The 22505-nt window shown below is 67.0% G+C and carries 20 protein-coding genes; 9 read left to right on the forward strand and 11 right to left on the reverse strand.

Annotated elements, in window-relative coordinates; genetic code table 11:
- The first annotated feature begins 19 nt into the window (after positions 1-19).
- From pgsA to AKI39_RS08250, 3 genes are all read left to right on the forward strand, one after another.
- Positions 20-592 carry a CDP-diacylglycerol--glycerol-3-phosphate 3-phosphatidyltransferase gene (gene pgsA / locus AKI39_RS08240; protein ID WP_066634384.1) on the forward strand — a complete coding sequence of 191 codons (573 nt, stop codon included), beginning with the start codon at positions 20-22 and terminating at the stop codon, positions 590-592.
- Positions 589-1680, forward strand: coding sequence for a mandelate racemase/muconate lactonizing enzyme family protein (locus AKI39_RS08245; protein WP_066634386.1), 1092 nt, complete (start codon positions 589-591; stop codon positions 1678-1680). Before pgsA ends, AKI39_RS08245 begins: the two co-directional genes overlap by 4 nt.
- A 181-nt stretch (positions 1681-1861) precedes the next feature.
- Positions 1862-2848 carry a Bug family tripartite tricarboxylate transporter substrate binding protein gene (locus AKI39_RS08250; RefSeq protein ID WP_145925224.1) on the forward strand — a complete coding sequence of 329 codons (987 nt, stop codon included), beginning with the start codon at positions 1862-1864 and terminating at the stop codon, positions 2846-2848.
- Between the two features lie 65 nt (positions 2849-2913).
- On the opposite strand, the gene queF is transcribed toward AKI39_RS08250, so the two are convergent.
- Positions 2914-3747, reverse strand: coding sequence for an NADPH-dependent 7-cyano-7-deazaguanine reductase QueF (queF, locus tag AKI39_RS08255; RefSeq protein ID WP_066634392.1), 834 nt, complete (start codon positions 3745-3747; stop codon positions 2914-2916).
- A gap of 211 nt (positions 3748-3958) precedes the next feature.
- On the opposite strand from queF, the gene AKI39_RS08260 reads away from it, so the two are divergent.
- Together AKI39_RS08260 and AKI39_RS08265 are read left to right on the forward strand one after the other, a co-directional pair.
- Entirely contained in the window at positions 3959-4885 is a 927-nt protein-coding gene (locus AKI39_RS08260; RefSeq protein WP_066642490.1) for an ABC transporter ATP-binding protein, read from the forward strand.
- A gap of 16 nt (positions 4886-4901) precedes the next feature.
- Positions 4902-5663 carry an ABC transporter permease gene (locus tag AKI39_RS08265; protein WP_066634394.1) on the forward strand — a complete coding sequence of 254 codons (762 nt, stop codon included), beginning with the start codon at positions 4902-4904 and terminating at the stop codon, positions 5661-5663.
- A gap of 90 nt (positions 5664-5753) precedes the next feature.
- Here AKI39_RS08265 and lon read toward each other — a convergent pair whose 3' ends face one another.
- The 8 genes from lon to AKI39_RS08305 form a co-directional block, all read right to left on the reverse strand.
- Positions 5754-8048 carry an endopeptidase La gene (lon, locus tag AKI39_RS08270; RefSeq protein WP_066642492.1) on the reverse strand — a complete coding sequence of 765 codons (2295 nt, stop codon included), beginning with the start codon at positions 8046-8048 and terminating at the stop codon, positions 5754-5756.
- Positions 8049-8164: 116 nt separating this feature from the next.
- A complete protein-coding gene (locus AKI39_RS08275; protein ID WP_235610773.1) occupies positions 8165-8524 on the reverse strand; it encodes an Hsp20/alpha crystallin family protein in 360 nt (119 codons plus the stop codon).
- A 348-nt stretch (positions 8525-8872) separates the two neighbouring features.
- A complete protein-coding gene (locus AKI39_RS08280; protein WP_066634397.1) occupies positions 8873-9061 on the reverse strand; it encodes a hypothetical protein in 189 nt (62 codons plus the stop codon).
- 169 nt (positions 9062-9230) lie between these two features.
- Positions 9231-9986, reverse strand: a complete 756-nt coding sequence (locus AKI39_RS08285) for a hypothetical protein (protein WP_066634398.1) — start codon at positions 9984-9986, stop codon at positions 9231-9233.
- A gap of 20 nt (positions 9987-10006) precedes the next feature.
- A complete protein-coding gene (locus AKI39_RS08290) occupies positions 10007-10720 on the reverse strand; it encodes a M23 family metallopeptidase (protein ID WP_066642494.1) in 714 nt (237 codons plus the stop codon).
- 175 nt (positions 10721-10895) lie between these two features.
- A complete protein-coding gene (locus AKI39_RS08295) occupies positions 10896-12356 on the reverse strand; it encodes a DegQ family serine endoprotease (protein ID WP_066634399.1) in 1461 nt (486 codons plus the stop codon).
- Between the two features lie 69 nt (positions 12357-12425).
- The gene (locus tag AKI39_RS08300) at positions 12426-13757 is read right to left on the reverse strand and encodes an ATP-binding protein (protein WP_066634400.1); all 1332 of its coding nucleotides are present in this window, start codon (positions 13755-13757) and stop codon (positions 12426-12428) included.
- The gene (locus AKI39_RS08305; RefSeq protein ID WP_066634406.1) at positions 13754-14413 is read right to left on the reverse strand and encodes a response regulator; all 660 of its coding nucleotides are present in this window, start codon (positions 14411-14413) and stop codon (positions 13754-13756) included. The genes AKI39_RS08300 and AKI39_RS08305 overlap by 4 nt, the downstream gene beginning before the upstream one ends.
- Positions 14414-14588: 175 nt before the next feature.
- Between AKI39_RS08305 and otsB the strand changes: the two genes are divergently transcribed.
- Both otsB and otsA read left to right on the forward strand, forming a co-directional pair.
- Positions 14589-15326 (forward strand): trehalose-phosphatase, encoded by a 738-nt coding sequence (gene otsB / locus AKI39_RS08310; protein WP_066634408.1) that lies wholly within the window; start codon positions 14589-14591, stop codon positions 15324-15326.
- A gap of 65 nt (positions 15327-15391) precedes the next feature.
- Positions 15392-16795 (forward strand): alpha,alpha-trehalose-phosphate synthase (UDP-forming), encoded by a 1404-nt coding sequence (otsA, locus tag AKI39_RS08315; RefSeq protein ID WP_066634411.1) that lies wholly within the window; start codon positions 15392-15394, stop codon positions 16793-16795.
- 83 nt (positions 16796-16878) lie between these two features.
- Here the strand turns inward: otsA and AKI39_RS08320 are convergent, their stop codons facing one another.
- Positions 16879-17127 carry a hypothetical protein gene (locus tag AKI39_RS08320; protein WP_066634413.1) on the reverse strand — a complete coding sequence of 83 codons (249 nt, stop codon included), beginning with the start codon at positions 17125-17127 and terminating at the stop codon, positions 16879-16881.
- Between the two features lie 212 nt (positions 17128-17339).
- Between AKI39_RS08320 and AKI39_RS08325 the strand changes: the two genes are divergently transcribed.
- Both AKI39_RS08325 and AKI39_RS08330 read left to right on the forward strand, forming a co-directional pair.
- Positions 17340-19340, forward strand: a complete 2001-nt coding sequence (locus AKI39_RS08325) for an amylo-alpha-1,6-glucosidase (RefSeq protein ID WP_066634415.1) — start codon at positions 17340-17342, stop codon at positions 19338-19340.
- Positions 19341-19371: 31 nt separating this feature from the next.
- Positions 19372-22131: an MGH1-like glycoside hydrolase domain-containing protein gene (locus tag AKI39_RS08330; protein WP_076879676.1), complete on the forward strand. Its 2760-nt coding sequence runs from the start codon at positions 19372-19374 to the stop codon at positions 22129-22131.
- 18 nt (positions 22132-22149) lie between these two features.
- Here AKI39_RS08330 and AKI39_RS08335 read toward each other — a convergent pair whose 3' ends face one another.
- Entirely contained in the window at positions 22150-22434 is a 285-nt protein-coding gene (locus AKI39_RS08335) for a hypothetical protein (RefSeq protein WP_066634416.1), read from the reverse strand.
- Positions 22435-22505: the final 71 nt, after the last annotated feature.

Consider the following 22505-nt stretch of genomic DNA (forward strand, 5'->3'; position numbering starts at 1 on the left):
ATGTAGCATACGCGTCATCATGCCTATCAACGTTCCCATCATCCTGACGTGGCTTCGTATCGCCATGATCCCGCTGGTCGTCGGGCTTTTCTATCTGCCGGCCAGCTGGCTGGCGGAGTCCAACCGGGATATGCTCGCCGCCGCCGCCTTCATCATCGCGGCGCTGACAGACTGGTTCGACGGCTGGCTGGCCCGCAAATGGAACCAGACCTCGGCCTTCGGCGCCTTCCTGGACCCGGTGGCGGACAAGCTGATGGTCAGCGCCGCCTTGATCGTGCTGCTGGACCTGGGACGCGTCGATGCTTTCATATCCCTGATCATCATCGGCCGCGAAATCACCATTTCCGCCTTGCGCGAGTGGATGGCCAAGATAGGCGCCAGCGCCAGCGTGGCGGTGCACCGCCTGGGCAAGTTCAAAACGGCGGCGCAGATGGTGGCCATCCCTTGCCTGCTGTACTACCAGCCCGTCCACGGCGTCAGCACGCGGATACTGGGCGATATCCTGATCCTGGTTGCGGCCGTCCTGACGGTGTGGTCGATGCTGTACTACCTGCAGCGCGCCTGGCCGGCCATCCGTGAAAAAAGCCTATGACGATACGTTCCATTTCCGCCATCCCCCTTTCCATGCCATTCGAGATCGGCGGCCCCAAGCCGCTGCTGGCGGGCAAGCCCCGCGAAATGGAAATGCTGCTCATACGGGTGGAAACGGACCAGGGGCTGGTGGGATGGGGCGAAGCCTTCGGCTTCGCCGTGTGGCCGGCCACCAAGGCCGCCATCGAGGCGCTGGTCTCGCCCATGGCCGTGGGCCGGGATGAAAGGGACATCGCCGGCCTCATGAATGACCTGGCGCGCAAGTTCCATCTGTTGGGCCGTTCCGGCCCGGTCATGTACGCGCTGTCGGGGCTGGACATTGCCTTGTGGGACCTGGCCGGCAAGGCTGCCGGAAAATCCCTTGCCGAACTGCTGGGCGGCCGCCGCCGCGACAGCGTGCCGGCCTATGCCAGCCTGATGCGCTATACCGACCCGGACGTCGTGGCGCGCAATGCCGCGCGTGCCGTGGCCGAGGGCTACACCACGATCAAGCTGCACGAGATCGGCGTGGAGCAGGTCCGGCGGGCGCGGGCGGCCATCGGCCCCGGCATCAAGCTGACGGTCGACACCAATTGCCCCTGGACCGCGGACGAAGCGATTTCCATGGCGCGCCTGATGAAAGACCTGGACCTGCACTGGCTGGAAGAACCGGTTTTCCCGCCCGAGGACCATGCCAGCCTGGCGCGCGTGCGCCGGGAAGCCCCTGTGCCGACGGCCGCCGGGGAAAACGCGGCCGGCTACCTGGAATTCAAGGCCATGTTCGAAGCGGGCGCCGTGGACTACGCCCAGCCCAGCGCCACCAAGGTGGGCGGCATCTCCGAGCTGATGCGCATCGCTCGGCTGGCGCGCGAGCATGGCGTGGCCCTGGCGCCGCATTCGCCTTATGTCGGCCCGGGCTTGCTGGCCACCGTGCACGTGCTCGCGGCGCTGGACGAAGAGATCGAGCTGGAATATTGCTACTGCACGATAGACCAGAACCCGCTGGGCGACGCCGTGCTGGCATCGGGCGCTCGCGTGGCGGTGCCGCGCGGGCCGGGCCTGGGACGCGATCCGGACATGCGCCTGGTCGAAAAGTGCGCCGTACGTTGATTGCCCGCGGGCCGCGCGGTGCCGGCATGGGAGGGAAGGCGGCTTCAATGCCGGCGGTCCGGCGTCCCGCCAGGCCACACTGTCCGCACGCTGGACATCCCGTCGCCCCGTATCTTGCGTGAACGGCCGCGACCGCCAACACTCGGCGGACAAGAAATCCAACAAGCCATCAGGAGACATCATGGCAATGGCATCGATCAAGTGGTCCAGGCGCTGCGCCCTGGCTGTCCTGTCCGCCCTGGCCCTGGCCGCCGCGCCGGCGAGCCAGGCCCTGGCCCAAGGCAGCTATGTGCGCCTGGTGGTGGCCTTTCCGGCGGGCGGTCCGTCCGATCTGATGGCGCGCGTCATCAGCGAGCAGCTGGGCAAGGAACTGAAGCAGAATGTCGTGGTGGAAAACCGCCCGGGCGGCAACGGCGCGGTCGCCGCGCAGTATGTGCTGCATGAGCCGGCGGACGGCCGCACGCTATGGATCACCACCGCGGGCGCCATCACCATCAACCCTGCGCTGTATCCCAAGCTGGCCTACACCGTGAAGGACTTCGCGCCCGTATCGCTGGTCGTGAACACGCAGGAGATGCTGGTGGTCAATCCCAAGAACCCGGCCAAGGATGCGAAGGAATTCGTGGCCAACGCCGCCAAGGGAGGCCAAGTCAATTTCGCGTCCTCGGGCATAGGCAGCATGCCGCACATGGCCATCGCGCTGCTGTCGGAGAAAGCCAAGGTTTCCTTCCTGCACGTGCCTGAAAAGGGCGCGGCGCCCGCGATCTCGGACCTGATGGGCGGCCATGTCGACGCCTTCGTCGGCGACGTGCCCGGCATCCAGGCATTGGTGAAGTCCGGCGGGCTGAAGGGCCTGGCCATCGCCGCGCCCAAGCGCAGCCCGCTGTTCCCGAATATTCCCACCTTCGAGGAGCAGGGCATCCCGGGCATGGAGCTATTGAACAACTGGAGCGGCATCTACGTATCCAGCAAGACGCCGCCCGCAACCATCGAGCAGATCAACCAGGCCATCCACCGTACGCTGGCCGATCCCGCCGTGGCCGGCAAGCTGCGCGAACTGGGCGTGGAGCCGCAGGCGACCAGCCCGGCGGAGCTGGCCTCGCTGGCCGCCCGCGACAGCGCCGTATGGGCGCGCATCATCAAGACGAACAACATTCAGCCGGAGTAGATGCCGGCGCCGGGGCAAAGGCATGCCGTTCGACGCCCGATGAGGCATGTCGACTGGATCGCGGCCTATTGCCGGGCCGTGCGCGGATCGACCGGCGGCCCCTGCCCATCGGGCGTGGCCCGCCAGGGATTGATGTCCAGCCCACCGCGCCGCGTGTAGCGCGCATAGACCGACAGGCTGGACGGGTGGCAGGCCGACATCAGGTCGGTAAAGATGCGCTCCACGCAATGCTCGTGGAATTCGGCGTGTTCGCGGAACGACACGATGTACGCCAGCAGGGCGGCGCGGTCCAGCCTGGGGCCGCGATAGCGTATCTGCACGCTGCCCCAGTCCGGCTGGCCCGTGACGGGGCAGTTGGACTTCAGCAGGCTGGACGTCAAGGTTTCTTCGACCTCGCCTGCGTCCGCGCCCGATGCGCGGCGCAGCAGGCCGGGCGCCGGCGTGTAGGCATCCACCGCGATATCCAGGTCGTCCAGTGTCTGGCCGGGCAGATCGGCGACGCGCTCCTGCCCGAAACGGTCCGGCAGGATCAATTCGACGCGCACCGGCCCGCCGGCCGCCGCGCTCAGGTCGCGTTCGACAAGCGCGGCATAGGCGGCGGCGTCGGGCAGGCGGGTCTGGTTGAGCGAATTCAGGTATAGCTTGAACGACTTCGACTCGATGATGCAGGGCGTATCGGCCGGCACGGTGATGCGGCCGATGGCGATCTGGGGTTTGCCGCGCGGATTGAGCCAGGAGAGCTCGTAGGCGTTCCATACGTCCGCGCCGTGAAACGGCAGCGGCGTGCCGACGCCTATCGTCGCGCGGTTGGCGCCGCGGTCGATCGGAAACAGCAGGCCCGCATCGTAGTGGCTGGGATAGGCGGTGTCATGCCCCAGCGGGGCATCTTCGAGATTCATGGATGTGCAGTGCGGGAAGGCATGGACAGGCTATTTTAAGCCGCCCTTGCCGCGCCGCCTGGCGCCGTGGCGGCTGTCGCGCCGCACGGGCATTGTCTTGCTTTCCCGGATTGATATGTCGAGTCCGGCAGCGGCGATTCCGCGCGCGGCCCCGCCGTCCTGTCATGGCGCGCGGGTAGAATCCATGCATCCGAATTTGGCGAGGAACGGCGTGGATCCGATCATTTCAGTCAGGGGCCTGTCCAAGACCTACAAGTCTGGATTCCAGGCTTTGAAGAACGTCGATCTCGATATCCGGCGCGGCGAAATCTTCGCGCTGCTCGGACCGAACGGCGCCGGCAAGACGACGCTGATCAGCATCATCTGCGGCATCGTCAACCCGACCCGGGGAACCGTCCTGGCGGACGGGCACGACATCATCCGGGAGTATCGCGCCGCCCGGGCCAGCATCGGGCTGGTGCCACAGGAATTGAATACCGACGCCTTCGAAAGCGTGTGGAGCACGGTGAGCTTCAGCCGCGGCCTGTTCGGCAAGCCCGCCGATCCGGCCCACATCGAGCGCGTGCTGCGCGACCTGTCGCTGTGGGAAAAGAAGGACACCCGCATCATGGCGCTGTCCGGCGGCATGAAGCGCCGCGTCATGATCGCCAAGGCGCTGTCGCATGAACCCCGCATCCTGTTCCTGGATGAACCGACGGCCGGCGTGGACGTGGAGCTGCGCCGCGGCATGTGGGAAATGGTGCGGCGCCTGCGCGAACAGGGGGTGACCATCATCCTCACCACGCACTACATCGAGGAAGCCCAGGAAATGGCGGATCGCGTGGGCGTGATCCGCCAGGGCGAGATCATCCTGGTCGAGGACAAGAACGCCCTGATGAAAAAACTGGGCAAGCGGCAGCTCACCCTGGCCTTGAAAACGGCGCTGGCGGCCATGCCGGCGTCCCTGGACGGCTACGCGCTGGACCTGGCGGCGGACGGGCACGAGCTGGTCTACACCTACGACAACCAGGCCGGCACGGCCGACATCGCGGCGCTGCTGCGCAAGCTGGACGAGGCCGGCGTCGCCTTCACCGACCTGCGCTCCTCCGAAAGTTCGCTGGAAGAAATCTTCGTCAGCCTGGTCAATGCACGCTCCTGAAAGGCAAGCGCAGCTCATGAACATCTACGCCATACGCGCCATCTACCTGTTCGAAATGCATCGCATGTGGCGCACGCTGATGCAAAGCGTGGCCTCGCCGGTGATTTCCACGTCGCTGTACTTCGTGGTGTTCGGCTCGGCCATCGGCTCGCACATGGTCAATATCGACGGCGTCAGCTACGGCGCCTTCATCGTGCCGGGGATGATCATGCTGGCGCTGTTGACGCAGAGCATCTCCAATGCCTCGTTCGGCATCTACATGCCGCGCTTCACGGGCACCATCTACGAGATCCATTCGGCGCCGATTTCCTACGTGGAAATCGTCATCGGCTATGTCGGCGCGGCCGCCTCGAAGTCCATCATCCTGGGCACCATCATGCTGGTCACGGCGCGCATCTTCGTGCCCTTCGACGTCGCGCATCCGGCATGGATGGTCGGGTTCCTGGTATTGACGTCGGTGACCTTCAGCCTGTTCGGCTTCATCATCGGCATCTGGGCCGACGGCTTCGAGAAACTGCAGGTCATTCCGCTGATGGTGGTGACGCCGCTGACCTTCCTGGGCGGCAGTTTCTATTCCATCAATATGCTGCCGGATTTCTGGCGCGCGGTGACGCTGTTCAATCCGGTGGTCTACCTGGTCAGCGGCTTTCGCTGGAGCTTTTTCGGCGTGGCCGACGTCCACGTCGGCGTAAGCCTGGGCATGACGCTGGTCTTCCTGGCGGTATGCATGCTGGCCGTGCGCTGGATATTCAAGACCGGCTACCGGCTGAAAACCTGAATAAAAAAAAGCGCCGGCGCCCCATGAACAGGGGGCCGGCGCCTCGATGGACAGGGCCGGCACGTCCATGCGCCGGCGCCCGCCGCATCCCTACACAGCCGGGACGGCTTCCTTTTCCAGGGCTACGTCCAGCGCGTCTTCCACGCGGTCCAGCAGCACGAACTTCAGCTTGTCGCGCGCTTCCTTGGGCACGTCCTCCAGGTCTTTCTCGTTGCGCCGCGGCAGCATGACGGTGGTGATCCCGGCGCGCAGCGCGGCCAGGGTCTTTTCCTTGACGCCGCCGATGGGAAGCACCAGTCCACGCAGGCTGACCTCGCCCGTCATGGCCACGTCGGACCGTACCGGCGTGCCTTTCAGCAGCGATGCCAGGGCCACGAACATGGCCACGCCCGCGCTGGGTCCGTCCTTGGGCGTGGCGCCCGCCGGCACGTGCACGTGGATGTCCACTTTTTCCAGCGAGTCGCCGCTCCAGGTCTTGGCCAGCGTCAGCGCCGCCTGGGCGGATTCCTTCATCACGTCGCCCAACTGGCCCGTCAGGATCAGCCTGCCGCCGCCGGGCACCTTGCTGGCTTCGATGAACAGGATGTCCCCGCCCACGGGCGTCCACGCCAGGCCGGTCGCCACGCCCGGCACGCTGGTGCGCAGCGCGACTTCGTTCTCGAAGCGCCGCGGCCCCAGAGGCTCGGGCAGGTCGTCGGCATCGATGCGTACGCTGTCCTGGCGGCCCTCGGCGATCTGCATGGCGGCATGCCGCAGCACGGAACCGATCTCGCGCTCCAGGTTGCGCACGCCCGCTTCGCGCGTGTAGTCCTCCACGATGGCCTTCAACGCCGGATCGGTGATGTCCGCCTGTTCCGGCCGCAGGCCGTTGGCTTCCAGCTGGCGGCGCACCAGGTAGCGCCGCGCGATCTGGATCTTTTCTTCCTCCGTGTAGCCGGGCAGCTGGATGATCTCCATGCGATCGCGCAGCGGGCCCGGTATGGTGTCCAGCACGTTGGCGGTGCAGATGAACATCACGTGCGACAGGTCGAAATCGACACCCAGGTAGTTGTCGCGGAACTTGTGGTTCTGCTCCGGATCCAGCACTTCCAGCAGGGCGCTGCCCGGGTCGCCATGAAACCCACCGGCGCCCAGCTTGTCGATTTCATCCAGCATCATCACGACCTTGCTCGTACCCGCGCGCCGCATGGCCTGGATGATGTTGCCCGGCAGGGCGCCCAGATAGGTGCGCCGGTGGCCGCGGATTTCCGCTTCGTCGTGCACGCCGCCCAGCGCCACGCGCTGGAACACCCGCCCCGTGGCGCGCGCGATGGATTGCCCCAGCGAAGTCTTGCCCACGCCGGGTGGCCCCGAAAAGCACAGCACGGGGCTCTTGCCCTGCGGGTTCAGCTTGCGTACGGCCAGGTATTCCAGGATGCGCCGCTTGATCTTCTCCAGGCCGAAGTGGTCTTCGTCCAGGATGCGGCGCGCCTCCGCGATGTCGATGGGGGGCTGCGGCTCCTGTTTCCAGGGCAGTTCGGTAAGCCATTCCAGGTAGGTGCGCAGCATGGCGTATTCGCCGCCGCCTTCGCTCATGCGCTGCAAGCGCTTGAGTTCCTTGCGGGCGTTCGCCAGCACATCCTCCGGCATGCCGGCGTTGTCGATGGCGTTCTTCAGCTCCTCGACTTCGGCCGCCGTATCGTCGCCTTCGCCCAGCTCCTTCTGGATCTGGCGCAGCTGTTCGCGCAGCACGTGCTCGCGCTGGCGCTCGTCGAACTGCGCGCGCGTTTTTTCGCCGATCTCGCGACTGAGCTTCAGCACGTTCACCCGCGCGGACAGCAGTTCGATGACCTTGTCCAGCCGGCGTCCCAGGTCGAAGGTTTCCAGGATGTCCTGCTTTTCCTCGACCTTCACATCGATCAGGTTGGCGACCATGTCGGCCAGCACGGCGGGCGAAGTAATGCCCTGCACCACGCCGGCCAGTTCATCCGGCACATGGGGCAGCAGGGCGATGGCCGTGACCGCCTGTTCCTTCAGCTGCAGGAAGCGAGCCTCGATCTGGGGATCGGTGGCCTCCACGGGCTCGACCATGGCGACGCGGGCCACCATATAGGGCCAGCCCTCCAGGAATTCGAGCACGCGAAAGCGCGACTGCCCCTGCACCACGATGTGATGAGAGTCGTCCTGGCCCGTGATGTAGCGCACGATGGGCCCCTGCGTGCCGACCCAATACAGGTCCGAGGGGCCGACTTCGGCCTTGCTGGCATCGCGCTGCAGCAGGAAGCCGATAGGCAGTTCGGTCTTGACGGCTTCCTGCGCCGCCGCCACCGAGCCTGGGCGCCGCACGGTGACCGGCGACAGCACGCCAGGGAACAACACGGTGTCGCGCAGGGGAATGAGGATCATCGCATCCTGCGGCAGGGGCTTGGTGGCGCGCTGTTCCTGGTCGCCGACGGGCGCGGCGGTGCCGCCCCCGCGGGCTCGGTCATCGTCGGTCCGCACTTGCATGGTGGGCCAAAGCTTCATGGCGTTTCCTTTTTCTTCCTGAACGTCAATACGAGGCAACCATCCGACATCTCTGGCGTAGTGGGTTCGAGCGCGGCCAATGGCAGGATGATCCGGCGTTCGAATCGCCCATAGGGGATTTCGACGCGGTGGATATGCGCGGCGCGCGACGCGGGGAGGCGGCGCATGCCGGATACCGCCACCCCGTCGGGCTGAAAGCGCACGGTGACGGCGGAGGAGGGCACTCCCGGCAGCGCGATATGAACAATGACGGCATCGGCCGTTTCGACCACATCGATAGGGGGCTCCCAGACATGCGGATCCGCCGTGCAGGCGCGAAAGAATTGCCGTTGCAGGCGGTCGGCCTGTTCCAGCATGGACAGGGCGTCACCCCACATCCAGGACGTCAAGTCGCGTGATCTCATGGTGTTTGCCTACGAAGTATGTCGGCTAAATGGCGGCGGCCTTCAGCGTTTCAAGGGCGGCACCCGGCGGACGACGGCAAACCCAGGCGCAGCAGCTAGCGTACCCCCCGGCGGGCGCCGAGCGGAAGCGGGAGGTGCCCGCCCGCCTGCCGGTGAAGTCGGGGACGCATGTGGGATAGCGCCGCTTGTCCATGGCCGACGTACAGCGGCGGCTGCGGCGATTTCTGAAGCTGGACGAAGCGAAGGTCGACCGGTTGCTCGATGCGTACCCGACCGTTATCCGGCCTATGCGCCCAGTACTCAGAGCTGGCCGAACGGCCGGCGCAGCGTATGGAACAGAATGACCGCGATGGGAATGGCCAGGGCGGCCCAGGATGCCCAGTGCCAGGCCTCGGTGCCCAGCAGCGCGGCCAGCAGGCCGAAGACGGTCAACATCAGCAGGGCCAGAGGGGCGCGCCACACGAACCAGAATTTATGCGTAGCCGCCATGAGCGCGGATCCTTGGAGTACGGGGATGATGCGATTCTATAATAAGAATCGTTATTGTTTGAGCCCAAACGGAGATCCAGATCCGCGCGGCCATGGCTGGCGTCCGCGCGCTCGTGCCGGCGTGGTCCGGGGGGCGCATTACCGACCGGCGATGTCCGGGCCCGCCCGCCTATTTGTCCGGATCGCGCCGCCAGAAGAACCAGACCAGCGCAAAGAGGGCCCCGACCGCCAGCAGCGCGGCCGCGGCCAGGTATACCGGCCGGGCGCGCGCCGCCATCTCGTGGTAGATGCGGGTGGCGGCCGCCGTCGCGTCCGGTGGAACGGACAGTGGGTCCACGCCGTAGGCGAAGGCGAACAAGGCGCCTCCCAGCAGAAGCATGAACAGGGCGCTCCATCCCAGTTGCGGGACGCGCGGTCCGCGCACCCGCGCGGCGGCCTTGGCACGCGGCGCGGCCGCCGTGCGCGTCTTGCGCCCCGCCGGCGTGCCGTCCGTCGCGGCGGCGGCCTCGGCCTTGCGCCGTGCCTTCGCCGCGGCCTTGTCCTGGGCCTGCGCCGGGTCCCGCGGCGGCCGGTACATCCAGCCGCGCAGCCCGGCCAGGCACCCGAAGCCGGCCAGCGCGCCAAAAATGGCGGCGGGCGACAGCGTGTTGCCGCCCGCCAGCCAATGCGCCGTGCCGCCCACCAGGGCCGATGCGCCCAGGACGTCGTGAAGTCGGTGCGCCAGCCAGGCGATCGTGGCCAGCGCGCCGACGACGACCGCGGCGACGCAGGCGGCCCCGGCGATATTGCCCTTATGTTCTTCTTCAAACGCCACGACCGCGATGCCGACCAGGCGGATGCACAGCAACGTGGCGGCGATGAGTACGGCCACCACGATCCAGGACAGCGAAAAACCGTAGAGAAAGCGAGCCAGAACCAAAGCCATGAAGAAAACGCGTAGAAGAGTTAGCGCGCCGGCAGGGCGCGTGCCGGATCGACAGGCTTGCCGTTCTGGCGCAGTTCGAAGTACAGCTCTACCTGCTTGCTGTCGCTATTGCCCATCTCGGCGATTTTCTGGCCTTGTGAGACGTGCTGGCCCTGCTTGACCAGCAGCCGGCTGTTGTGCGCGTAGATGGTGAGGAAGTCGGAGGCGTGGCGGATGATGACGAGGTTGCCGTAGCCGCGCAAGCCATTGCTGGCGTAGGCCACGGAACCGGCCGCCGCGGCGACCACCGGTGTGCCGGCGGTGTTGACGATGCGCAGGCCATTCGAAGAAGAACCGTTGAATCGCTGCGCGACCGTGCCTTGCGCCGGCCAGGCGAGCGCGATGCCGCGCAGGGGCGTCGTGTCCGCGGGCTTCGCGCTTTCGGTTTTCGCGCTGCCGGATCGGCTGCCGGCGGATTGTCCGGATCCGGACCGGGTGGCGGGCGTGGCGGACGATTCCGCCGTGGCGCCGCCGGGCGGCGCCACGCGCAGCACCTGGCCGACGTCGATGCGATTCGCGCTGTCCAGGCGGTTCCAGCGCATCAGATCACTGACGCCTTGACCATGCTCGCGTGCGATCTGCGTCAGGGTATCGCCCGATTTGACGCGATAGTAACCAGGGCCCACGGGGGTGGAGGCGCATGCCGCCAGCAAGAGGGCCAAGGCGGCCGCGCAAGCGATGCGCCGCGCCCGGATGGCATATCGGGGCGCGGCCTGGCCGGGGAAATACGGTGGGGAATGGGAAGGCGATAGCGCTGGCACTGGCGAAACGGGATTCCGGGTCTTCTTGTGCGGGGACGCCACGATGGCGCCCCCGCGAAGGGTACCAAGAAACGCCGGCCGGTGCGCGGCGATGCCGAAAACGGCGCGCTTAGCCGATCTGGACAGGCACGAACAGCTTGCCGTCGCCGCGCTGGACCAGCAGCGCGGCGGTCTTGCCGGCCTTGGCGACCGCGTTGCGCACTTCGCCGACACTGCGCGTGGGCACGCCGTTGACGGACAGGATGATGTCGCCCGGCTGGATGCCGGCCTTGGCGGCGGCGCCGTCGGCCTGCTCGACCAGCAAGCCTTGCGTGCCGGCCTGCTGCTGCTCGTCCGGCGTCAGCGGACGCAGCGCCAGGCCCAGCTTGGCATGCTGGCCGCCCTGCGAGGCGTCGGAGGCCAGGGCATCCTGCTTGCCGTAGGTGCCCAGGGTGGCCATCAGCTGTTCGGGCTTGCCGTCGCGCCAGATGTCCAGCTTGACGCGCTGGCCCGGATCCTGCAGCGTGATGAACGCGGACAAGTCGCCCGACGAAACGATGGGGCGTCCGTCCACCGCGCGGATGACGTCGCCGGACTTCAGGCCCGCCTTGTCGGCCGCGCTGCCTTTTTCCACGTTGGCCACCAGGGCGCCCGTGGGGCTGTCCAGCTTGAAGGAGTTCGCCAGCTGCTGGTTCACTTCCTGCACGGTGACGCCCAGCATCGCGTGGCGTACCTTGCCGTGCGCGACGATCTCATCCTTGATGCGCGTGGCGACGTCGATGGGGATGGCGAAGGACAGGCCCTGGAAGCCGCCCGTGCGGGTATAGATCTGCGAATTGATGCCCACCACTTCGCCGCGCGAATTGAACAGCGGTCCGCCGGAGTTGCCGGGATTGACGGCGACGTCGGTCTGGATGAACGGCACCGACGTATCGTCGGGCAGCGAGCGGCCCTTGGCGCTGACGATGCCGGCGGTCGCGGTATTTTCCAGGCCATAGGGCGAGCCGATGGCCAGTACCCAGTCGCCGACGTCCAAGTCCTTCACGTTGCCCAGCTTCACTACCGGCAGATGCGATGCGTCGATCTTGATGACCGCCACGTCGGTGACGGGATCGCTGCCCAGCACCTTGGCGCGGTATTCGCGGCGGTCGGTCAGCTTGACGGTGACTTCGGTGGCGCCCTCCACGACGTGGGCATTGGTCAGGATGACGCCGTCCGGGCTGATGATGAAGCCCGAGCCTTCACCGCGGATCGGCACTTCGCGGGTGCTGGGGCCCATCTGCCCGGGCATGCCGGGAAAACCGGGCATGCCGCCGAAGAATTGCGCGAAGGGATCCTGCTGCAGGGCCACCTTCTTGGTGCCGGAAACACTGATGTTCACCACGGCCGGGCCGTATTCGCGCGTGATCTGCGCGAAGTTGGGCACCGTCATCGCGGGGGCGACCGGCTGCGCCTGCTGCAGCACCGCCGGCGGCGCGTTTTCGGCGTGGGAGACCGTGCCGATGACCGCGGTGGCGGCGGTCGCGCCGATGACGCCGGCGGCAACCAGCGACATCGTCAGACGGGTAGGGGAGAAATTTTTGATTTTCATATCGGGTCCTTGAGCGCTAGTTCAGTGAGCACATGTGTTTGAACACGGCGCTATGGTGGAACCCGAGGCTTAGGCGAAACTTAAGGGAAAGCGCACTCGCACGCGCAGGCCCCCCAGGCGGGGCGCGTCTTCCAGGAAAATCGCGGCATCGTGGCGGCGCGCCACCGCGTCGGCGATGGACAGGCCCAGGCCGCTGCCCACCGCGTCATGGTTCTGCGCCCGGTAGAAGCGGTCGAACACGCGTTCGCGTTCGGCAGGTGGGATGCCCGGCCCGCTGTCGTCGACGATCAAGGTCACGGCATCGCCGTGGATGCCGATGTCCACGTCGATGCGCCCTTCGGCCGGCGTGTACTTGATGGCGTTGTCCAGCAGATTGCGCGCCAGCAGCGCCAGGGCATCGGGATCGCCCTGTACCCAGGCCTCGGGGGCGCCCGCCATGCCGATATCCATGGTCTTGGCATTGGCGTCTGGCAGGATGTCCGAGATGGCTTGGCGCATCAATTGCACCAGTTCCACGCGCCCGGGCGGCGTTTGCGTGGCGGCGGCATCATGGCGCGCCATGGACAGCAATTGTTCGATCAGGCGCGATGCGCGGTCGATGCCGGCGGCCAGGCGTTCGACGGCGACGCGCCGCGCCGCTTCGTCGCCGGGGCGCTGCAAGGCCTGCAATTGCAGGCGCAGCGCGGCCAGCGGCGAGCGTAGTTCATGGGCAGCATCGCCCACGAAGCGCTTCTGCGCCGCGAAGGCCTGGCGCGTGCGTTCCAGCAGCAGGTTCAATTCGTGCACGAGCGGCCGGATTTCGTCCGGCAGCCCGGCTTCGCCCACGGGCGCGAGCGTTTCGGGCTGGCGCTTGGCCAGTTCGTCGCGCGTGCGCCGCACGGGGCGCAGCGACGTGCCCACGACCCACCACACCACCATCATCAATAGCGGCGCGGCCGCGGCGATCGGACCCACGCTGCGCAGCGCCAGGGCGCGCGCGGTTTTTTGGCGCACATCCATGTCCTGCGCTACCTGGGTGACCTGAAAGGGCGTCGCCATGGCATAGACCCGATAGGTCGACGTATCGGCCTTGACCGTGGAGTAACCCAGCACCACGGGATCGGGCAGCAGCTTGCCGGAGGCCGACTTGAACAGCCGCGCGCCGTCGGCGGTCCAGATCTGAATGATCAGGCTGTCCGCCGGGACGGGGCCGGGCGGCGTGGACGGTGTGGCGCTGATCAGGCCGTCGCCCGCGGTCAGGGACTCTGCCGTGCGCTGCAGCTGCGCATCGAAGATCTCGTCGGTCTGCTGGAGGATATTGCGATAGGCCACGATGCCCTGCACCAGCGCGGCCAGGAGGATGGCGGCAAACAGGAAGGCGATCAGGCGGCCCCGCAGCGAGGAGCCCAGTGGAATCTTCATGTTTTCGGAATGACGTAGCCGACCCCGCGCACATTCTGGATGAAGCGCTGGCCGAGTTTCTTGCGCAACCCGTGAATATAGACCTCCACGGCGTTGCTGCTGATTTCTTCCTGCCAGCTGTAGAGTTTTTCTTCCAGCTGCGCACGCGACAGGATCATGCCGGGACGCGCGATCAGCGGTTCGAGGACGGCCCATTCGCGCGCGGTCAGCGTGACCGGTTCGCCGTTGACCCGGGCGGAGCGGTCGTGCGGATCGATACTGACGCCGGCATGCTCGAAGACCGGTTCCGCGCGCCCGGCGCTGCGGCGGATCAGCGCGCGCATGCGTGCCAGCAGCTCGTCCATGTCATAGGGCTTGATGACGTAGTCATCCGCGCCGGCATCCAGGCCGGCGATGCGATCGGCGACCGCATCGCGCGCGGTAGCGATGAGGACCGGCGTACGATTGCGCCGCGTGCGCAGGTCGCGCAACAGCGACAGCCCGTCGCCGTCCGGCAGTCCCAGGTCGAGCAGGACCAGGTCGTAGGGGCCGGTACGCAGCGCCAGGTCGGCACCCTTCGCGCTCATTTCCCAATCCACGGCGTAGTTTTCGGCACGCAGGCCGTCGAATACGCTTTCCCCGATCATCCGGTCGTCTTCCACCAAAAGAATACGCATGCGTTGCTCCTTCAGCGGGGGTTGGAGCCAGACACCGATCTTAAGTTCCGGTCGTGACAGGCCGGGCACGGCGTCTGCTCTCCATTTGTAACGTCCCGAAGCGGCTTCTGGTTACACCCCTGGGCTATAACGTAACGGTCATGTCCCGCTGCGCGCGGGCGAGAGTGAATTCAACGTGCAAAGCACTTCCATACCGGTCACGAGCGAAAACGTCGGCAAGCATGCATTGCTGTTCGACCTTGACGGAACCCTTGCGCCCATCGCGGCAACGCCGCAGCAGGCGCACGTCCCGCCGGACACCCTCGACGTGCTGGGACGGCTGGAAAAGCGGGTCGGCGGCGCCCTGGCGATTGTATCGGGGCGGCCGCTTGCGCAGATCGATGCTTTGGTCCGGCCCATGGTCCTGACCGGCGCGGGCCTGCACGGGGCGCAGTGGCGCGAGCCCGACGGCACCTTGCACGAGATGCCCGTGGATACCGCGGCGGTGGCGCGCATGGTGGAGGCCCTGGCGCCGCTGGCGGAACGGTGGCCGGGCACGCAGCTCGAGCACAAGGGCTTGTCCCTGGCCTTTCACTACCGCAATGCGCCGGACCACGAGCAGCAGGTCCGCGTTGCCGCCGAAGCGGCGATGCAGCCGCATGCGGACCGCTTCGTCCTGCAGCCGGGCAAGATGGTGGTGGAAATCAAGCCGCGGCATGCGAGCAAGGCGGCGGCGATCAGCCGGCTCATGGGGCTTGCGCCCTTCGCCGGCCGCGTGCCCGTGTTCGCGGGCGATGACCTGACGGACGAGGCGGGGTTCGAGGCCGTCAAGGCCATGGGAGGCGTCACGATCAAGATCGGGGAAGGGGAGAGCGTCGCCGACTGGCGCTTTCCCACGCCCGCCGCGCTGGCGGCGTGGCTTGCGCTGTTGTAGGCACGCGCGAACGGTGGCTCGCGCTGCGGTAGGCGCGCGCAAACAATAGAAAAAGGAGGTCGGCCATGAGCAGATTGATCGTTGTATCGAACCGCGTTGCACCCATCGCGGAAGGCAAGCCCACGGCGGGTGGGCTGGCGGTGGGCGTATTCGATGCCCTGAAGCAGACGGGCGGCATATGGTTCGGATGGAACGGCGATATCGTCGATGGTTCTACGCCGCCCGACACGGTGCACAAGGACACGCGCGACAACATCACCTATGCCACCGTCGCCCTGTCGCGCGCGGACTACGACCAGTACTACCGCGGTTTTTCCAATGGCATGCTGTGGCCGGTCTTCCACTACCGGCCCGACCTGAGCTGCTACGATCGCCGCGAATATGCCGGCTATTGCCGGGTCAACCATTGGCTGGTGGAACGGCTCAAGCCGATGATCGCGCCCGACGACATCCTGTGGGTGCATGACTATCACCTGCTGCCCTTCGCCAGCGCGTGCCGCCAGGCCGGCATCCGCAACCGCATCGGTTTCTTCCTGCATATTCCCTTTCCGGTCGAGCCGGTCATGGCGACGGTGCCGCCGCACCGTGAACTGATCGAGGCCATGTGCGCCTACGATCTGGTCGGCTTCCAGACCGACGCGGATCGCCGGGCATTCGTCGATTACGTGTGCCGGCGCCTGGGCGCCGGCCGGCGTGGCGACCGCTACATCGAGATCGGCGGGCACCGCATCGGGGCCGGGGTCTATCCCATCGGCATCTATCCGGACGAAATCCAGCAGCTGTCGCTCAAGCACAGCCGTTCGCGCCAGATCACGAACCTGAAGCAAGGGCTGCAGCAGCGCAGGCTGATGGTCAGCGTGGACCGGCTGGATTACAGCAAGGGCCTGGTCGAGCGTTTCACGTCCTTCGAGCGGCTGCTGGAGCGCACGCCGGCGCACCGCGGCCAGGTCACCTTCGTGCAGATCGCGCCGCCGTCGCGGTCCGACGTGGAGCAATACCGGCAGATCCGCCGCCAGCTGGAAAGCGCGGCCGGCCGCATCAACGGCCGCTGGTCGGACCTGGCGTGGACGCCGCTGCGCTACATCAACAAATCGTATGACCGCGCGATGCTCATGTCGCTGTTCCGGGCGTCGCAGGTCGGCTATGTGACGCCGTTGCGCGACGGCATGAACCTGGTGGCCAAGGAGTACGTCGCGGCCCAGTCGCCGGACGATCCGGGCGTGCTGGTGCTGTCCGAATTCGCGGGGGCGGCGGAGGAACTGGGCGAAGGCGCGCTGCTGGTGAACCCCCACGACCTGGACGGCATGGCCGAAGCGCTGGACCGGGCCTTGACCATGCCGCTGCCCGAACGCATGGCGCGCCATCGCGGCATGCTGGCAAGGTTGACCGAGAACAACCTGTCACGCTGGCGCGACCGTTTCCTGGATGATTTGCAAAGCGAGACGGTGACGCCGGAGGTGGTGGCCTGAGGGCGCCCGCGCCCGGAACGCGGGCGTCTAACCGGTCACAGGGGCGGCCGCGACGCCTGTACGAAGTTGCGGCTCCCGATGTGTCAACGCCGATGCGCCGAAATCGTGTAGCGTTCGGAGCGTGCGCGCGCCATGGCCTTGCGCACTTCGTCCACCGAATCGGAGAACTCGTCGATGAAGGTGAACAGGCCTTCCACGGAATCCACGACGAAGGCCGCGGCCGGCATCGCCACGCGACGCTGGGCGAAACGGGCGGTCGCACGCGCGCCGCGCTTGAGCGCGGCGGTGTCGGTGGGCGTGAGGGCAAGGGTGGAAAAGCGGCGCGAACCCATGGGGCGACTCCTGGCGGAAGGTGGAACGAGGCGGTACGCAATGATGATAAACACCGGTTTTGATGCATCGCAACAAACATTTTGGCTGAACCGATACGGGCGGCGAAATAAGCGCTGGTGTGCCTTTTCGTGGTGCTGCTGCCCCAGGAAATACGCCGGAATGGTGCATCGCAATGTAGCCTTGCCGCAACAGACACAGCAGGCCTAGCGTCATGGACGACACGCTGGAATGGCTGGAGGCGGATGGGCGCGGCGGCTATGCCAGCGGAACGGCGTGCGGCCTGCGCACGCGGCGCTATCACGCGCTGCTGCTCTGCGCCACTCGCCCGCCGGCCGGGCGCAAGGTGTTGGTCAATGGGGTCGAGGCCTGGGTCGAGGGGCCTGCCGGCCGCGAAGCCCTGACGCGCCAGTGCTATGCGCCCGACCTGGTCGTTCCGGCGGACGCGGCCGCGCCCCTGTCCTTCGACTTGCATCCCTGGCCGACCTGGCTGTTGCGGCTGAAGGACGGGCGCATCGTCCGCATGGCGTGCTTCGTCGACAAGGCCACGGGGAGCACCGTGCTGCGCTGGCGCCAGGAAGGCGGTGGCGGCCCGCTGGTGCTGAAGGTGCGGCCCTTGTTGTCGGGTCGCGATTACCATGCCCTGCACCGCGAGAATCCGGCATTCGACTTCTCTGCGGCCGTCGATGGCCAACGCGTGCGCTGGCGCCCCTATGGCGATGTGCCGGCCATCACCGCGCATACCAATGGGCGTTACGCGCACGAGCCGGACTGGTATCGCAACTTCTGCTACGTGCGCGAACGCGAGCGCGGGCTGGACGACATCGAGGACCTGGCCACCCCGGGCGTCTTCACCTTCGATCTGGCCGACGCGCCGGCCTTCATCATCCTGGCCGCCGGCGCGGCGCCCGATGCGGGCGCCGATGCACACGGCCCCGCGGCGGATGTGCGGTCCGTCGATGACCGCTCCCCGGATGCCGACGGCGGGGATGCCGCCGCGCTCGCCGAGCGGCTGGCGGCACGGGAAGCCGCGCGGCGCGCCGCCTTCCCGGATCGCTTGCGGCGCGCGGCCGACGCCTACCTGGTGCGCCGCACGCAGGGCTTGACGCTGGTGGCCGGCTATCCCTGGTTCACCGATTGGGGCCGCGACACCTTCATTGCCATGCGCGGCCTGCTGCTCGCGACGGGCAGGCTGGACGAGGCCCGCGCCATCCTGGTGGAGTGGACCCGCTACATCTCCCAGGGCATGCTGCCGAATCACTTCCCCGACGACGGCGGCGAACCGGCCTACAACTCGGTGGACGCCTCGCTATGGTTCGTCATCGCCGCGCATGAGTACCTGGAGACGGGGCACGCCGACGAGGCGACGCAGGCACGCCTGCGCGCCGGCGTCCAGGCCATCCTGGCCGGCTACGCCGCCGGTACGCGGCATGGCATCGGCGCCGATGGCGACGGGCTGCTGCGGGCCGGATGCGAGGGCATGCAGCTGACGTGGATGGACGCCAAGGTGGGCGATTGGGTGGTGACCCCGCGCATCGGCAAGCCGGTGGAGGTGGAGGCGCTATGGATCAATGCGCTGCGTATCGCCGGCGCCTGGGATCCCGCCTGGCGCGGTCTGGAAGCCCGGGCCGGCGACGCGTTCCTGCGGCGCTTTCCCAAGCCAGACGGCAGCGGCCTGTACGACATCGTGGACGCGAACCATGAACCCGGCCGCGTGGACGGCAGCATCCGGCCCAACCAGGTCTTCGCGCTGGGCGGCCTGCCGTATCCCCTGCTCGAGGGGCCGTTGGCCGCCGCCGTCCTGGCGCAGGTCGAGCGCGACTTGCTGACGCCGCTGGGGCTGCGCACCTTGGCGCCGGCCGACGCCCGCTATATCGGCCATTACCAGGGCGGGCTCGCGCAGCGGGACGCCGCCTATCACCAGGGCACGGCGTGGCCCTGGCTGATGGGCCCCTTCCTGCAGGCCTGGCTGCGCCTGCGCGCGCAGGCCGGGACGCTGGATCACAAGGCCCTGGACGATGCCCGCGCCCGCTGGCTCGCGCCGCTGTATCGCCACCTGGACGAGGGCGGATTGGACCATGTGTCGGAAATCGCCGACGGCGACGCGCCGCACCGGGCGGCCGGCGCGCCTTTCCAGGCGTGGTCGCTGGGCGAACTGCTGCGCATGGAAGCCATGCTGCGCGACGCCGTGCCGCGCACCGTCCCGAAAGAGTAAATTCACCTTTCCGCTGTCGCAAGGACATGCCATGTCGCCGTCGTGTGCCGCCCCTTTCATCGAAACCGCCGAAGGCCAGCGCCTGGCGCAAGCGGATGCCGTCCCGTGGCGGCGCTGGGGGCCTTACCTGAGCGAAAGGCAATGGGGCACGGTGCGCGAGGACTACAGCGAATCCGGCACGGCTTGGGATTACTTTCCCCATGATCACGCGCGCAGCCGCGCCTACCGCTGGGGCGAGGACGGCATCGCCGGCTACGGTGACGACCGCCTGCGCTGGTGCCTGTGCCTGGCCTTGTGGAACGGCCGCGATCCCATCATCAAGGAACGCCTGTTCGGCCTGACCAACGCCGAGGGCAATCATGGCGAGGACGTCAAGGAACTGTATTTCTACCTGGACGCGACGCCCACGCATTCCTACATGCGCATGATGTACCGGTATCCCATGGCGGCCTTTCCCTATGCCGACCTGGTAGCCGAGAACGCGCGCCGCGGCCCCGACCAGCCGGAATACGAGATCCTCGATACCGGCGTGTTCGACGATCAACGGTATTTCGATGTCACGGTCGAATACGCCAAGCAGGCGCCCGACGATATCGTCATGCGCATCACCATCGAGAATCCCAGCGCCGAACCCGCCACCCTCCATGTGATGCCGCAACTCTGGGCGCGCAACACGTGGTCGTGGGACGGCGTTTCGCCCAGGCCGTCGCTGCAGCGCGTGCCCGATGATGCCGGGTCGGCGGTGCTGGCGCGCCATCCGGCGTATGAGCCCATGATCGCGACGGTATCTGCGCCGGACCCCGTGCAATGGCTGTTTTGCGAGAACGAGACCAATGTGCGGCGGCTGTTCGGCAACGAAGGGACCGGTCCGTTCAAGGACGGCATCAACGATTACGTCGTGCATGGCATCCAGGATGCGGTGCGGCGCGACGCGGGCACGAAGGTCGCCGCCCACCGCGTCGCGCATCTCGCACCCGGGGCGCGCACCACCATGGTCCTGCGCTTCCAGCCGGAGGCCCGGCGCGACGGCGCGCCGCTGGATGTCGATGCGCTGATCGCCCGGCGCCGGGCCGAGGCCGATGCGTTCTACCGCTGCCTGCAGCAGGGGATAGATGATCCGGATGCGCGGCTGGTGCAGCGCCAGGCGCTGGCCGGACTGCTCTGGTCCAAGCAGTACTACGAGTTCGACGTGACGCGCTGGCTGGACGGTGACGCCGCGCAGCCCGTGCCGCCGGCAAGCCGGCGCCGCGGCCGCAACGCGGATTGGCGGCACCTGTGCAACGGTGAAGTCGTCTCCATGCCGGACAAGTGGGAATACCCGTGGTACGCGTCCTGGGACCTCGCTTTCCACGCCACGGCGCTGGCCCTGGTGGACCCGGTCTTCGCCAAGAGCCAGCTGTTGCTGCTGGTCAAGGACCGCTACCAGCATCCCAACGGGCAACTGCCGGCCTACGAATGGGCCTTCGGCGACGGCAATCCGCCGGTGCACGCCTGGGCGACCTGGCGCGTCTACGAAATCGACCGCGCATGGAGCGGGGAGGCCGACCATGCCTTCCTGGAGCTGGTGTTCCACAAGCTGCTGCTGAACTTCGGCTGGTGGGTGAACCGGCGCGATGCCGACGGCCACAACATCTTCCAGGGTGGCTTCCTGGGGCTGGACAACGTCGGGATTTTCGACCGGTCCGCGCCCTTGCCCATGGGCGGCCACATCGACCAGGCCGACGGCACCGCCTGGATGGCGGCCTATGCGCTGGACATGATGCGCATCGCGCTGGAACTCGCGACCGTCAACAAAAGCTATGTCGATATGGCCGTCAAGTTCTTCGAGCATTTCCTGTATATCGCCGAAGCGGTCAACAGCGGCGACGACTGCGAAACGGGGCTATGGGATGAACACGACGAATTTTTCTACGATGCGCTGCATCTGCCCGGGCAGGACAGCGTGCCGATGCGGGTGCGTTCGATCGTCGGGCTGATTCCGATGTTCGCGGTGCAGGTGCTGGAGGAAAGCGTGCACGGGCGCTTGCCGGGATTCAAGGAACGGCTGCGCTGGTTCCTGCGACACCGGCCGGACCTGGCCAAGCTGGTCTCCCGCTGGACCGAGCCGGGCAAGGGGAATTCGGCGCTGCTCTCGCTGCTGCGCGGGCACCGCGTGAAGGCGCTGCTGCGCCGGGCGCTGGACGAAAGCGAGTTCCTGTCGGACTACGGCGTGCGCGCGCTGTCGCGGGTCCATCGCGACGCGCCCTACGAATTCCACCACAACGGCCAGAGCTTCAGCATCCGCTACCAGCCCGGCGAATCCGATTCGCGCGTGTTCGGCGGCAATTCGAATTGGCGCGGGCCGGTGTGGCTGCCGGTGAATTACCTGCTGATCGAATCGTTGTACGAATTCCAGCGCTACTACGGCGATGATTTCCGCGTCGAATATCCCACCGGTTCAGGGCGCAAGTACTCGCTACGCGAAATCGCCGACAAGCTGGCCCGGCGCATTACCCGGCTGTTTCTGAAGAACGCCGACGGCGAGCGGCCGTCCATGATGGGATATCCGCAGCTGCAGACCGACCCGGCGTCGCGCGACCTTGTACTGTTCCATGAGTTCTTCCACGGCGATACCGGGCGCGGGCTGGGCGCATCGCACCAGACGGGGTGGACCGCCCTGGTGGCCTTGCTGCTGCAGCCGCGCGGTACCGCCGCCAGCGGCATCCTGCCCATGGTCGAAGCCGGGGACGAAGAAGCCGAGGCGGAAGCCGCCGCCGCGGTCGCCCGCGCGCGCGAGCAGGCGGTGAAGTGACGGCGGGTCTCGGTGTGACTACACCTTGACGAGAATTTCGCTACGCCGTGGGCTGCTGATGGTTTGCCCGGATTCGGCCAGTCGCGCCTTTTCTTCTGCTACCCATTGGTCCGACAGCTTTTGCAGGCCCGCGGGCAGGCGGTCGGGCACGGTATGCAGGGGTTCCGTCAACTCGCCGCCGACCGAGGAGAAAAGGCGAGACGCCTCCTGCTCCTTGCCCACGGGGCAGATGGACGGAGCGGGATCGGACGGCTTCGTCATATAGTTGTAAGCGGCAGTGAGGAAGACCATGGCAATCGTCATGAGGGATATCTCCAGCAAAAGCGCGTCCGCGGATTGGGGAAAATAAAAACGATGGCGAACGCGCGCGCATT

It is taken from the genome of Bordetella sp. H567 (assembly GCF_001704295.1).
GTDB lineage: Bacteria > Pseudomonadota > Gammaproteobacteria > Burkholderiales > Burkholderiaceae_B > Bordetella_C.

What these genes read in the sequence shown, in the direction of transcription:
- AKI39_RS08300 (WP_066634400.1), bottom strand. Translation starts at nt 13,757, where the DNA reads ATGAAGATTCCACTGGGCTCCTCGCTGCGGGGCCGCCTGATCGCCTTC.
- AKI39_RS08325 (WP_066634415.1), top strand. Translation starts at nt 17,340, where the DNA reads ATGGACGACACGCTGGAATGGCTGGAGGCGGATGGGCGCGGCGGCTAT.
- queF (WP_066634392.1), bottom strand. Translation starts at nt 3,747, where the DNA reads ATGAATCTCGAAGATGCCCCGCTGGGGCATGACACCGCCTATCCCAGC.
- AKI39_RS08305 (WP_066634406.1), bottom strand. Translation starts at nt 14,413, where the DNA reads ATGCGTATTCTTTTGGTGGAAGACGACCGGATGATCGGGGAAAGCGTA.
- AKI39_RS08245 (WP_066634386.1), top strand. Translation starts at nt 589, where the DNA reads ATGACGATACGTTCCATTTCCGCCATCCCCCTTTCCATGCCATTCGAG.
- AKI39_RS08280 (WP_066634397.1), bottom strand. Translation starts at nt 9,061, where the DNA reads ATGGCGGCTACGCATAAATTCTGGTTCGTGTGGCGCGCCCCTCTGGCC.
- AKI39_RS08295 (WP_066634399.1), bottom strand. Translation starts at nt 12,356, where the DNA reads ATGAAAATCAAAAATTTCTCCCCTACCCGTCTGACGATGTCGCTGGTT.
- AKI39_RS08285 (WP_066634398.1), bottom strand. Translation starts at nt 9,986, where the DNA reads ATGGCTTTGGTTCTGGCTCGCTTTCTCTACGGTTTTTCGCTGTCCTGG.
- otsA (WP_066634411.1), top strand. Translation starts at nt 15,392, where the DNA reads ATGAGCAGATTGATCGTTGTATCGAACCGCGTTGCACCCATCGCGGAA.
- pgsA (WP_066634384.1), top strand. Translation starts at nt 20, where the DNA reads ATGCCTATCAACGTTCCCATCATCCTGACGTGGCTTCGTATCGCCATG.
- AKI39_RS08265 (WP_066634394.1), top strand. Translation starts at nt 4,902, where the DNA reads ATGAACATCTACGCCATACGCGCCATCTACCTGTTCGAAATGCATCGC.
- AKI39_RS08320 (WP_066634413.1), bottom strand. Translation starts at nt 17,127, where the DNA reads ATGGGTTCGCGCCGCTTTTCCACCCTTGCCCTCACGCCCACCGACACC.
- AKI39_RS08335 (WP_066634416.1), bottom strand. Translation starts at nt 22,434, where the DNA reads ATGACGATTGCCATGGTCTTCCTCACTGCCGCTTACAACTATATGACG.
- AKI39_RS08250 (WP_145925224.1), top strand. Translation starts at nt 1,862, where the DNA reads ATGGCAATGGCATCGATCAAGTGGTCCAGGCGCTGCGCCCTGGCTGTC.
- AKI39_RS08330 (WP_076879676.1), top strand. Translation starts at nt 19,372, where the DNA reads ATGTCGCCGTCGTGTGCCGCCCCTTTCATCGAAACCGCCGAAGGCCAG.
- lon (WP_066642492.1), bottom strand. Translation starts at nt 8,048, where the DNA reads ATGATCCTCATTCCCCTGCGCGACACCGTGTTGTTCCCTGGCGTGCTG.
- AKI39_RS08275 (WP_235610773.1), bottom strand. Translation starts at nt 8,524, where the DNA reads ATGCTGGAACAGGCCGACCGCCTGCAACGGCAATTCTTTCGCGCCTGC.